Source organism: Bacillus sp. z14 (2026), assembly GCF_058313575.1.
Genome location: NZ_JBZFQK010000004.1, coordinates 23,806 through 37,009, shown reverse-complemented (window position 1 = coordinate 37,009; position 13,204 = coordinate 23,806). Strand labels below are relative to the sequence as shown.

10 protein-coding genes, 1 pseudogene and 1 riboswitch are annotated in these 13,204 nt (G+C 38.0%); of the genes and pseudogenes, 2 read left to right on the top strand and 9 right to left on the bottom strand.

All coding sequences use genetic code 11. The annotated features are described in order from the left end of the window. Window positions 1-279: 279 nt before the first annotated feature. Complete coding sequence (gene ade / locus AC4G3O_RS14205; protein WP_491136384.1) at window positions 280-1,989, bottom strand: adenine deaminase; 1,710 nt, start codon at window positions 1,987-1,989, stop codon at window positions 280-282. Window positions 1,990-2,073: 84 nt separating this feature from the next. Continuing rightward, a riboswitch (purine riboswitch) is annotated at window positions 2,074-2,178 on the bottom strand. A 466-nt stretch (window positions 2,179-2,644) separates the two neighbouring features. Here ade and AC4G3O_RS14200 point away from each other — a divergent pair. Further along, a complete protein-coding gene (locus AC4G3O_RS14200) occupies window positions 2,645-3,139 on the top strand; it encodes a DinB family protein (RefSeq protein WP_139892746.1) in 495 nt (164 codons plus the stop codon). A 286-nt stretch (window positions 3,140-3,425) separates the two neighbouring features. Here AC4G3O_RS14200 and AC4G3O_RS14195 read toward each other — a convergent pair whose 3' ends face one another. The 6 genes from AC4G3O_RS14195 to AC4G3O_RS14170 form a co-directional block, all read right to left on the bottom strand. Next, window positions 3,426-4,385, bottom strand: a complete 960-nt coding sequence (locus AC4G3O_RS14195) for an ABC transporter permease (protein ID WP_139892747.1) — start codon at window positions 4,383-4,385, stop codon at window positions 3,426-3,428. Then, window positions 4,385-5,536: an ABC transporter permease gene (locus AC4G3O_RS14190; RefSeq protein ID WP_139892748.1), complete on the bottom strand. Its 1,152-nt coding sequence runs from the start codon at window positions 5,534-5,536 to the stop codon at window positions 4,385-4,387. The genes AC4G3O_RS14195 and AC4G3O_RS14190 overlap by 1 nt, the downstream gene beginning before the upstream one ends. After that, window positions 5,529-7,061, bottom strand: coding sequence for an ABC transporter ATP-binding protein (locus tag AC4G3O_RS14185; protein WP_066108391.1), 1,533 nt, complete (start codon window positions 7,059-7,061; stop codon window positions 5,529-5,531). Before AC4G3O_RS14185 ends, AC4G3O_RS14190 begins: the two co-directional genes overlap by 8 nt. Window positions 7,062-7,185: 124 nt before the next feature. Further along, on the bottom strand, window positions 7,186-8,325 hold the full coding sequence (locus AC4G3O_RS14180) for a BMP family lipoprotein (RefSeq protein WP_217491086.1): 1,140 nt from the start codon (window positions 8,323-8,325) through the stop codon (window positions 7,186-7,188). 731 nt (window positions 8,326-9,056) lie between these two features. Next, window positions 9,057-9,302: a hypothetical protein gene (locus AC4G3O_RS14175; protein WP_066108394.1), complete on the bottom strand. Its 246-nt coding sequence runs from the start codon at window positions 9,300-9,302 to the stop codon at window positions 9,057-9,059. Window positions 9,303-9,362: 60 nt separating this feature from the next. After that, window positions 9,363-9,545: a Sec23/Sec24 zinc finger-containing protein gene (locus AC4G3O_RS14170; RefSeq protein ID WP_066108395.1), complete on the bottom strand. Its 183-nt coding sequence runs from the start codon at window positions 9,543-9,545 to the stop codon at window positions 9,363-9,365. Between the two features lie 383 nt (window positions 9,546-9,928). Here AC4G3O_RS14170 and AC4G3O_RS14165 point away from each other — a divergent pair, with 383 nt between their 5' ends. After that, window positions 9,929-10,228 (top strand): IS3 family transposase, encoded by a 300-nt coding sequence (locus AC4G3O_RS14165; RefSeq protein ID WP_066108397.1) that lies wholly within the window; start codon window positions 9,929-9,931, stop codon window positions 10,226-10,228. Window positions 10,229-10,580: 352 nt separating this feature from the next. Here AC4G3O_RS14165 and AC4G3O_RS14160 read toward each other — a convergent pair. Together AC4G3O_RS14160 and AC4G3O_RS14155 are read right to left on the bottom strand one after the other, a co-directional pair. Further along, window positions 10,581-10,697, bottom strand: a pseudogene (locus tag AC4G3O_RS14160) (adenine deaminase C-terminal domain-containing protein); the annotation flags it as partial. 66 nt (window positions 10,698-10,763) lie between these two features. Continuing rightward, the gene (locus AC4G3O_RS14155; RefSeq protein WP_491136383.1) at window positions 10,764-13,142 is read right to left on the bottom strand and encodes a phosphoketolase family protein; all 2,379 of its coding nucleotides are present in this window, start codon (window positions 13,140-13,142) and stop codon (window positions 10,764-10,766) included. Window positions 13,143-13,204 lie beyond the last annotated feature (62 nt).

Sequence of the window (13,204 nt, the reverse complement as noted above, 5' to 3'; positions counted from 1 at the left end):
TATGTGCTTACACTAGGTTTGTCGAATCCACCTTATAAAGTTATCCAATAATCACTGCATTCTCAAATATAAAAAGGTAGCGCCCTTATTACGCAGGGATACTGCCTCATTTCAATAAGCTTTGCGACACTTTTTCACTGAATTAGTTATACATACAGGTGCTCCATCCAATGGATATTTTTAAACAAATTTACTGGGGAGGATTCATACGCACTAGCACAAACAAAGAAGGGCCTCTCAAAAATCATTGATGACTTTAGAGAGGCCCCTCTGATTAATTTATACACTTACATCTACAAACGTAAATGTATCAACATCAAACAATCCTTGATTCGTAAGCTTTAACGAAGGAATAACTGGCAAGGCCAAAAAGGATAATGTTAGTAAAGGTGAGAATTCATCCGTAATTCCAAGTGATGACAGTGCAATCAGCAACTGGCTGTATTGCTTATTTAATTCTTCAGGTGAGATAGTTGTCATTAATCCTGCCACAGGCAATGATAATGAAGCGATTGTCTCTCCATTGCAAGCAATTGAAATACCTCCGCCAATTTTCTCAAGCTCCCTGATTGCGACATCCATATCTTCATCATTCTTTCCGATGCAGATAATATTATGCGAATCATGAGCAATCGTTGTAGCAATAGCTCCTTTTTGCAGACGGAAGCCCTTTACAATACCGACTCCTACACTTCCTGTACCTTTATGTCTTTCGACTACAGCCATTTTCACGAAATCCTCTTCTTCACTTGGCACAAACAGGCCATTGACAACCGGTACCTTGTATTGCGCTTTTTTCGTCACAATCGAATTAGGAATAATTTCAATTACCCTCGCTATATCAGTAGTCAATGACAGACGCAAAAGCTCTTTTGAGTAGCTTCCCAATATAACGGTATTTTCAAAAGACGCTTCTTTCTCTTGTTCGTTATCTTCTTCGTAACGGATTCCGTTTACCCAAACAGAATGTATATCAAAGCCTTCAATGGCATTCAATAAAATAAAATCAGCATCATAGCCAGGCGCAATTGCCCCTTTTCCTTTTAGATTATAGCATTGAGATGCATTAAGAGATGCCATTCTCATAATAGAATATACATCGATTCCAGCCTTTAAGCATTCACGTACATGATAATCAATGCTTCCCTCTTCCAATAGATCATCTATATGCTTATCATCTGTACAAAACATTAAACGATGTGAAAGCTCTTTACTATAGCCGGCTAACAAATCATGAAGATTGCGGGCAGCAGAGCCTTCGCGAAGCATCACATACATACCTCGTCTGACGCGTTCAATCATTTCCTCTGGTTTTACGCATTCGTGATCCGTTGTAATACCCGCTGTCAAATAGGCATTAATATCTTTTCCGCTTAAACCGGCACCATGTCCGTCAATCGGAACATTGTTGATCATTGCCCCTGACAGCTTTGCCATTATATCTTCCTGACCAGATAATACTGCAGGGAAATCCATCACTTCCGCCAAGCCAAGCACAAGCTTATGATTATAAAACGGCGCAAGATCCTCAGCCGTCAGAGTCCCTCCATTGTCCTCAAAGGAAGTTGCCGGGACACAGGACGGCAGTTGATAGCGATAATTCAATAGACAGTTTTCACTGTCCTGCAACATCCATTCTATTCCTTTTAATCCTTGGACATTAGCTATTTCATGAGGATCTGTGATAATAGTTGTAATCCCTCGCGGTAAAACAGCTTTTTGAAATTGAGAAGGAGAAAGCATACTAGATTCGATGTGGACGTGTGAATCAATTAAACCCGGAACCATTGTATATGGAGTGCCATCGATTTCCTTTTTACCATTATAGTGGCCGATACCTACGAACTTACCATTATGAATGGCAACATCTGCACGCTCCCTTTCATCCGTAAACACATTTACTAATTGAACATTTTTAATAACTAACTCAGGTAAACTGATATTTCTTGCCGCTAGTATTTGGGATTTGATTTGTTTTGGGGTTTTCATCTTATTCCTCCTCATTTTTTGCTCGGCGGGAAAAATAAGAAAGTAGAAGGATGTATAAATAAAATATAGCAGTTTACTATACATTCTGTACGTATCTATTCCCGTAGACGAACTAATTAAAGTGGTTAGTTTGTAGAAACTCTTGGACCATATTTCCAAGATTATACGAGTTTATTTTTATAATTTAGTTGTTTTTATTTCGTAAACCTTTTTTGCATTCTAACAACGCATGCAGTGATAGTCAATGAAAATATTTTTACTAAATTTATTTTTGTGAAAAGAAGCATTTACCTTATTATTTTAATCTTAAACTTCCTGGTATGGGATCAATAGCTTTTATCACCAGGAATAATCGTAGGTTTATGAGGAATTTGTTAAGCATAGCCTACCTATCCCATATATAAGAACTTTATTTGTTATGTGGAAGGAATACATGCTGGATGCGCCGAATAAAGTCAGAGTATTATAGTTTGGTTGTATTCTCAATATAAATGTATAGAGCATTTTATTGAGAATATATTCGTCCTTATATAGCCAACAGTCCAAAATGATGGTTATTTTATGCGTATGAGTGGCTTTTTGTTAAATAGATTATAGGATTATTATTGTCAGATTTTTACTTTAAATTATCCCAAACAGAGAGGAGATTGGTTGTATGCAAGTTGTAACTAAAGTGTTTTTAGAACAACTCGACATGCACTGCCATGAGAATGAATGGTTTGCTTCCATGAATCAGGCACTTCATGGAGTCACTGCAGCTGAGGCGGCATGGAGAAGTTCGGAAAACAGCAATTCGATTTGGCAAATTGTCAATCACTTGATATTTTGGAATGAAGATGTAATCCACCGAATTAAGGGAACTGAGAATCCGCATAAGCCAGAAAACAATGAAGAAACCTTTGGAAATCCAGGGGATCCAGAAGACGAAATCAGATGGGCCCAGACAGTGCAGCGCCTTAATGAAGTCATGAGTAAATTAAAAACGGTCATTGCGGCGGACCTTGAGGATGAAAAGCTAAAAACTTTGTATGCAGCTAACAGGTACTCTATTGAGCGTTTACTCAGCAATATCATGATGCACGATTCGTATCATATCGGCCAAATTGTTCTATTGCGAAAGTTGCAATCCTCTTGGGATAGCATTTGGTAGGTAACCTGACAATCAGATAAGACAATTCACATTAAATCCAGCTTTGTAAATTCATTGTAAGAAACCTAAAAAGGCAGCGCCCCAATGAGGGCTGCTGCCTTTTTCATTATAAGCTTTGCTACACTATCCACATGTGGACTGTATGTCCACACACTAGGTATATTTCCACCTTATGTCGACGCACGATAAGAGTGTGCATTATCTTAGACCGTAATTTATCGATACTCACACGTTGCGTCAACCAAATTTAACATGTTAGCCCATGGAAACTGCTTAGTAAATTTATTTATCTCTTTCCTTTGTCATAAATCTCACCTAACGCTTTCGGAGCACGGTTTGATTTAGAAAAGAAGATTAATAACAATAATGTTAATACATACGGCAATATCATAAATAAATCAGTATAACTGCTTGGCAATGCCATTGATTGAGCAATAAAAGCTCCACCAGATTTCGCAAAACCAAACAAAAGACACGCAGCTAGCGTCGGGACAATCTTCCAATTACCGAAAATTAATGCGGCAATGGCTAAGAACCCATATCCCATATAAATGCTGGAAGAAAAGTTAGCTGAAATGGAATAGGCAAAACACATGCCGCCCAGACCAGATAATAGACCTGATATTAAGACTGCTGTAAACCTGAGTTTCGCAACATCTACACCTGCTGCATCAACGGAATGAGGATTTTCCCCACACGCTCTTAAGCGCATGCCGAACTTTGTTTTATATAAAAGATACCAAGCAAAAATGGCAATCGCGATGATAATTACTTCAAACGGATACACATTCGTAAAGATTGCACCTATTACTGGTATATCGGCTAAACCAGCAATAGTAAACCGCTCCATGACACCTAACTGGAACTTGTCCGAAGCAGTTCCGAAGACAAGCGCATTGATCTGTGTCGTTAAGAATGTTGTTAAAGCCAACGCCAGTATATTAATGACGACACCACTGATAACTTGGTTTGCCTTAAACTTAATGCATAGTACAGCGTGAATAACTGCGAAAACCATTCCGCCGATCATGGCAAATAGTAACGCTACGTAAAACAAATCTTGAATATCTGTACCAAAGGCATTTGCGATTAATACAGCTGACAGCGCCCCGATGAATGCCCCAAAACCTTGAAATCCTTCAAGTGCTAAGTTGGTAATACCACTCTTTTCACTGTATATACCGCCAATTGCTATAATAAAAAGAGGCAAAGCAAAGGATAGACCATCAATAAGTACTGTATCCATTATGATTTACTCTCCTTTCGTTCCGCTGCTTTTTCATTCATGCGGCTAATTTTATACTTCAGATATACACCACATGCACTAAACAATAGGATCAACCCGATGATCACAGAAGAAATTTCTTGTCTGATTCCTGCCTGTGAACTCATATATGTGCTTCCCTGATCAATGATTGATATGAGTGAGGAAGAAAAAATAACACCAATTGGATGAGAGTTTCCTAATAGGGCTACAGCAATGGAATCAAAGCCGATGTCTGATAATACCTTTGGTTGTATAGAAGCGTAATAACCTAAATAATATGTGACACCTGCAAGTCCAGCCAAACTACCCGATATAACCATTGCCAGGACTGTATTTCTTCCCACATTAATTCCCGCATATTTTGCAGCATTACGATTGGAGCCTACCGCTTTAATATCAAATCCAACAACCGTTTTGTCCATGAGAATCTTTATTAGAATAGCGGTAATGATGGCCAAAACAAAGCCTAACGGAATATCCATTTTCAGATTTCCTATTTCAACATTCGCCAATGTTAATCTTGCTGCTTCAGAAATATATTTAGATTGCCTTGAGACTGGATCAATATAATACATTTGAATAAAAAAGCTGATAACATATTGAGCAATATAATTCAACATAATCGTAGATACGACTTCATTGATGTTAAATTTATATTTGAGCCACCCAACTAATCCTCCCATTAGTCCCCCGGTGACTATACCAATCAGTAAAACAAGCGGCTTTGCGATCACCGCATCCAAGCCACTGTAGCCGACAATAATCGTCGCAAAAAAACCAGAGACGAGCATTTGACCGGCAACCCCAATATTAAATAGACCCGCTCTAAATGCGACAGCAACTGCCAAGCTTGCAAATAAAAGCGGCGTCATCGCATTCAGCAAACTCATGAAATCAGTCAGCATGCTTTTATAGCCAGCATAAAATGGCTTCGGTAAAATTCCTGCCCCTTGAAATAAGTTATAAAACGCCTGCAAAGGATTTTTACCCATTAAAAGTATGACAATAGCTGCCGCAATAAAACTCATGATTATGGCGACTAGTGGAATGGAGATCGATTGCCACTTCTCATTATTTATCAGCCGAATAAGACTACTACGTAACTTATTACTTTTTCTATCTTTACTCATGCTTTGCCCCCATCATATATTCACCGACTTCATTGGTCGTTAATGACTCTCTGCTAGCAATCTTTTGAAGTTGGCCATTATAGATAACTCCTATCGTATCTGCTACATTCATAATTTCATCTAGCTCCAATGATATAAGGAGAATCGCTTTTCCACGATCACGTTCCTGAATGATCATCTTATGGATATTTTCGATTGCGCCAATATCTACTCCCCGTGTTGGTTGAACAAAAATCATAAGAGGTGATTGCAATTCGATTTCTCGGGCAATAATGGCTTTTTGCTGATTACCACCGCTCATCGAACGAACTTGCGTTTTGACGCCTTGTCCGCTTCTAATATCATATTTATCAATCAACTCACTGCCAGATCGCTCGAATTCCTCTTTATTTAGCATCCACTTACTAGAAAAAGGCTCCTTATAGTACTGCTTTAATGCTAGATTAGTAGCTAAATCGAAATCCAAAAACAGTCCAAAGCTTTGTCTATCTTCAGGTATATACGATATACCAGCTTCTGTTCTGCTTCTTATCGTTTCATTCGTAATATCCTTGCCATTAAGATGTATATTTCCGCTGCTGACCTTTGTTAGTCCAGCTATTGCATCCGCTATTTCAACCTGTCCATTATCTGCAACTCCTGCAATGGCAAAGATTTCACCGCTGCGAATGGTAAAGGAAACATCTTTCACTACTTCAAACCCATCTTCATTCTTAACGGTTAGGTTTTCTACCTTCAATACTTCGTCTTTAAATTGAGCTGGCTCTTTCTCTGCTTCAAAGTTTACCTCTCGCCCTACCATTAATTGGGCCATATGATTAACGGAGGTTGTCTTTACATCCAAAACATCAATTAATCTGCCTTTATTCAATACGGCGCATCGATCGGCGACCTTCTTAATTTCTTCCAGCTTATGTGTAATTAATATGATCGTTTTCCCACCGTCTCGCAGTCCTTTGATTATATCCAGCAAGAATTCAATTTCCTGCGGTGTTAAGACTGCAGTCGGTTCATCAAAAATAAGGATGTCTGCTTCCCGATAAAGCACCTTTAAAATTTCCACACGCTGTTGCATGGAAACATTTAAATCAGCTATTTTTTTCGTAGGATCCACTTCTAATCCAAAGCTCTTGGATAGCTCTTCAATTTTTCGATTGGCATTTCGAATATCCACATATGGAAAGAGACCTGCAAATTTTCTGATTGGCTCGATTCCCAAAATAATATTCTCTGTAATCGTATAATCTGATACCAGTTTAAAATGCTGATGGACCATCCCTATATTGAGCTTCGCCGCATGGTTAGGTGAGCTGATATTCACTTTCTCACCCCGGATATAGATTTCGCCTTCATCCGGTTCATACATGCCACCCAGCATACTCATCAACGTTGATTTACCAGCACCATTTTCTCCAAGTAAAGCAAAGATTTCTCCCTTTTTTATGCCAATGGATACATCATCATTCGCTACTATTCCAGGAAATCGTTTGGTTATATGTTTCATCTCTACAATATAATCAGACATCTTTCTGCTCCTTTATCACATTAAATGGAAAGGAAAAAATTAGAAGTTCACCCTCCCCCTGATCCAGTAAATCAGGAAGGGATAAACTTCTAACGATTATTCCATCATGCTTTTCTAATGAATATTACAACCCTGGGAATTTTTCTGGCGTATAACCATTAAAGTTAGATGCCGGCACGATTTTGCCTTCTTTCACTAACTCGTACGCTTCATTCATTTTCGTAAGGGTATCTTCTGATAATTGGTGACGTCCTTCTTCTTTTATAAATCCAGTAGAATTTGAATCTGCATGAAGAACTACGTTTCCGCTTTTAAAGCTTCCGTCAACAATTGCATTCAATTGCTTTTCAACGTTCATGCCCATAAATTTAGCTGCAGATGTTAATACAATGTTCTCAGAACCATTTACACCATCATCAAATTGGTCAACGTCACAACCAATTACTTTAACATCGCCTTTCGCTTCCTTAACAGCAGTGAACACACCGTTACCCGTTCCACCTGCTGCAACAAAGATTTGGTCTACACCTTTTTTAATCAATGCATTACCAATTACTTTTCCTGTTGCTTCATCTCCAAAAGATCCTGCATAGTTACCGCCAACATCCACTCCGTTGACATCAGTTCCTGCATATCCAGATAACTCAACAACCTCAACATTTTTTTCATACTTTTTATTAACAAACTCTACGCCAGATTCAAAACCAAATTGATAGTTTACATTTGATGGATAAGCAATTCCATTTACGACTGCAACTTTATTTGATTTTGTTTCAAGTGCTGCTGCCATTCCGGCAAAAAAGCCACCTTCTTGTTCGGCAAAAGTCATAGAGTAAATATTATCGAACGTTTTTTGGTCACCTACAGGTGTAGGCTCAGAATCAATTAAAATAAATTTCTTATCAGGATTTTCTAAAGCAACACTGGAAACTCCAGCAAATTGGAAGCCAGGTGTTACAATCACGTCATAATCTGCCACGATATCAGCAACGGCTTGTACTCCCGCAGCAGGATCACCCGTTTCTTCTTTAATAGCTTTTACAGTAGCTGTTGGATGGTTTTCGATGAATTTTAAAATACCATTGTAGTTATTTTCGTTAAAGTTGCCATCGTCAACACCAGTTAGGCTTGTTACAATCGCAATTTTTAACCCATCTTTATTACTTCCGGATTCTTTATCTTCACTTTTCCCGCATGCTGCCATAGCAAAAGTCAGTAGGGCAATACATACTAACATAACCAATTTCTTTGCATTTCGCTTCAAGATATTATCCTCCTATATCATCTTTACTATTAATTTTTTCTTCTGGCTATAGAACATATCCAATTCCAACTGAAAAAATCTATTTACACTATTCATAATGCCCCAGCAGAAATATTTAAGTCATAGCCTTTATATTATATTAAAATAACATTAATCAGTACAAACCAATCATATCAACAAGAGGTAAGTTCGTCAATAAAAAATCCGTACGATTTTTAAAAAATAACGATTAATATTCGCTATTAATACAACAAACACGAATATTACAGAAGAATACATGCATAAGATTGACAAAAAAACGAAATATCCCTAATAAGAGGGGGGCAATGTGATTTGTATTTTATGGATAGGGATGAAGGAGTTTGATTCATACTTCATATGGACTTGAATAGCATTTGACCTTCCTTTGATCAGGGATAGGCCAGGCATAGCCCGAGTATGTCCAGGCCATAAACCCTTTTCCTCCGAATTTCCCCGGACTTGTCACGCATTTCACCGAGGATACTAGATTCAATGTGGACATGTGAATCAATTAGACCTGGAACCAATGTGTATGAAGTCCCATCAATTTCTTTTTGGCCATTTATAAAAAATCATTAGTATAGGCCGGTTGCTTATTATGTATCGATTTATTCAAAATAGGATATGTAGTTCCCCTACAAGAATGGAATGCAAACCCCTAAGATGCCTAACACCCCGCTAACTATATAAAGCTAGCAGGGTGCTGTATTTTAAAGAGCATCTTCCAATTCTTCTTCAGTATAACCAAACATATAATCTTCATCTTTCCCGTGAGAAGCCCATATCTCCGCTGCTTCGTAAACACTTAATGACTCATCTAATTCTTCAATATCGTCTATATCTTCAATATCATTGATACCATCATACTCGCCTAATTCTTTAGATTTATCAGATTCATTATTAAGTACACCGAATGGAACAAATCGTCCACTTCTTGGAAATTTTAAATTAGCCATTGCTTACCCTCCTTTATATTTATAAAGCAGTCTACTCAAGAAATCCCAAGCCAATTGTACTTAACCGTCATAATTTCTGAAATCATCCTTAGATTCATAGATTGTATCCGAAGAAATGCTATTCTTATGACCACACTCTGTACATTTCCAAACATAGTGATGGTCATCAAAACCCGGCTGCTCGCTCAGGCAAGCATTGCAGCGATCGCAAAACCACACGATACCCGGAAATCTCTCCTGCATAATGTCCACCTCCTTGTTCTGAATTTGCCCCAAGTAATTAATATGCTCCTAATGCCATATGGTGTAATAGCATGGCGCATGGAGCACCTATGAATTAAGCAACACAGTATAAATCATACTAATATATTATATAATTATAGTAATATTTCTCTGAATATTTTATCAAATAATTTCAATTCAATTCGTTCTATCCTATAGTTCATTAATATATTTTCATTAGCAAAAATACTTCTCTACAATGGCATACATCTTCCTTTCCCTGAACAACTGGCAGTATTGTGGCGATTTGGCGCAAAACCGGGCAACCTTGTAAAGTCGAAAGACACATTGAAGTCCACCCCTAAAGTTAGAGTTAAAAAAACTAACTTTAGGGGTGTTTTATTTTGACTAAATACAGCGAATCATTTAAATACAAAGTTGTACAGAAGTACCTTCATGGACAAGTATTCCAAAGTATGTCCCATATGGGCAACTGCCTGGACAATTCACCGACGGAAAACTTTTTTGGCGTACTGAAACAAGAGATGTATTATGGAGAACCTTTATGTACCTATGAAGAATTAAAGAATAAGATTAACAAATACATTAACTATTACAATACAAAACGCATCAAGCAAGAATTGGTTGGTATGATTCCGGTTGAATACCGTCTTCATACCAGCCAACCAGTTGCTTCATTATAACTCTAACTTTTTGAGGTCACCTCACGTCTTTAATACGATAAGACCAGCTATTCGAGCTTTAGCAGTATGGTGATGTACCATTGCGTTTAAACACAATGTAGCAGGACAATTTATTTACCAGAACCTTGCATCTATGACTGTACTATTAATGCACACCTTACTATCCTGCCAATACCGGAGAAGACCCGATTATTAAAGAATTTCCCACTAACTTAACTACATATGTAGATACCGCATTCGATGGATTGTTGAACAAATTTACGTGAATGATTCATACGCATTTAGCTACAAACAAGTGGAAACAGACCTCTCAAGCATGATTGAAGACTTTCGAGAGGCCTCTTCGTTTAATTTACACACTTACATCCACAAACGTAAATGTATCAACATCTAACAATCCTTGATTTGTAAGCTTTAACGAAGGAATAACTGGCAAGAACAAAAAGGATAATGTCAGCAATGAATCAAAAAAACTCCCCTAGATTCAGATTGTTGCTGAATCTAAGGGAGTTTTTATGAAATCATTTATTAAGCTCTAATAAGCTGTTTTTTTTTCTAATCCCCAAGTCCAATTTATAACTTCCGGAATATCTACTCCATGCTCACGAATGTAGCTATGATGGAAGCTGATTGTTTCATCCATTTGTTTTGCGAAATCTGCTGCTCCCATACCATATACTGCATTAGCTGCATCTTTTGCAACATGGAAACGATCCATTTCAGAATAAACACGCATATCAAATGGTGTTGTAATGTCACCATTTTCACGATAACCATGAATATATAGTTTATGATTATGACGATCAAAGAAAATATCACGAATCATTCCTTCATAACCATGGTAACAGAATATAACAGGCTTATCTTTCGTGAAATACTGATCAAATTCTTCATCCGTTAGACCTCTTGGATCAATATCAGGATGGCGTAATCTTAAAATATCTACAATATTGATAAAACGAATTTTAAGTTCAGGGAATGCTTTATTTAGTATTGTAACAGCAGCTAAGGCTTCTAAATTAGGCTCTGTTCCTGCCGCTGCAATAATAACATCTGGATCTTCACCATCAATTTCAGTGGATGCCCAGTCAATTATTTTTAAGCCGTCCTTCACTAAAATTTCCGCTTCTTCGGCAGAATAGAATTGCGGACGTGGATGCTTTGAGCAAACAACCAGATTAATTAGTTCTTCTGAACTCAAAACCTCTGCCATGACAGCCATCATTGTATTAGTGTCCGCTGGCAAATATTCTCGAATGAATTCCGGTTTCTTTTCCGCTAAATGCGTTAACAATCCTGGATCTTGATGTGTATAACCATTATGATCCTGTTGGAAAACAGTTGAAGTGGCAATCAAGTTTAATGATGGATAGTTCTTACGCCATGATTGTTCCTTAGCCTTACGCAACCATTTAAAATGTTGGGTAATCATTGAATCTACTACACGCAAAAATGCCTCATAGCTTACAAAGAACCCATGTCGCCCAGTTAAAACATACCCTTCCAAGAAACCTTCACATTGATGTTCAGACAACTGTGAATCGATTACACGACCAGCCGGAGCGATCCATTCATCATAATCATTATGTTTGGCTTCTAACCATTGACGATTCGTTACTTCAAAAACTTTGTTTAAGCGATTCGATTTGGATTCATCAGGCCCAAATATCCGGAAATTATCTGGATTTGCCAGAACTAGATCTCTTGCAAAATTGCCGAATTCCACCATATCCTGTGCGACTACTGCTCCAGGTTTCGTCGTATCAATCGCATATTGCTTCCAATCCGTAATCTTCATTGGTTTTGGATCAATGCCGCCATTTGTAATTGGATTAGCAGACATTCTGCGATCGCCTTTTGGTGAAATCTCACGAATTTCCTCAACAATTGCACCTTTTTCATCAAATAACTCTTCTGGACGATAGGATTTCAACCAATCAATCAACGCATCAATGTGCTGCATATGATGAGCGTCTACTGGAATTGGCACTTGATGGGCACGAAATCCGCCTTCAATTGGTTCTCCATCCCACTCTTTAGGGCCTGTCCATCCCTTTGGTGTACGAACGATGAGAACTGGCCAGTTAGGGAGTTGGGCTACCTCAGCCTTTTCTTGGCGAGCTTCGGATTGTATAGCTTTAATCTGCTCAATAGCTTTATCTAATTGCTCAGCCATTAATGGGTGGACTACTTCCGGGTCTGTTCCAGAAACAAAAATAGGATCCCAGCCTAAACCTTTAAAGTATTGCGCTAACTCTTCATCTGATTTACGCTCTAAGATAGTCGGATTTGAAATTTTCCCGCCATTTAGGTAAAGAATTGGCAAGACAGCTCCATCATTGACTGGATTAATAAATACATTTGAAAACCAGCCTGCTGCTAACGGGCCTGTTTCCGCTTCTCCATCACCAATAACAGTTGCTGCAATTACATCTGGATTATCTAAAATGGCACCTGTCGCATGTGCTAATGAATATCCAAGTTCTCCACCTTCATGAATAGATCCAGGTGTTTCAGGTGCTGCGTGTGATGCTATACCTCCTGGAAAAGAGAAGATTTTACATAACTCTTTTAAACCCGCTTCGTCCTGTGTAATTTCCGGGTATATTTCAGTGTAGCTGCCATCAATATACGAATTCGCTACCATCACTTGACCGCCATGTCCGGGGCCTTCTATGTAAAACATATTTAAATCATATTTATTGATAACACGGTTTAAATGTGCATAAATAAAGTTTTGACCAGAAATTGTCCCCCAATGCCCAATTGGGTGGGTTTTTATATCCTTTTCTTGAATTGATTCTCTAAGCAGTGGGTTATCTTTTAAATACATTTGTGCTACTGAAATATAGTTAGCAGCACGCCACCACGCGTCAACTTTTGCTAAATAATCTTTCGAATCAAAGTTTGTCATTTATAAGATCTCCTTCCAATTCCCATCAAACGTTAAACCAGTTCATCTTACTTGTTATACCT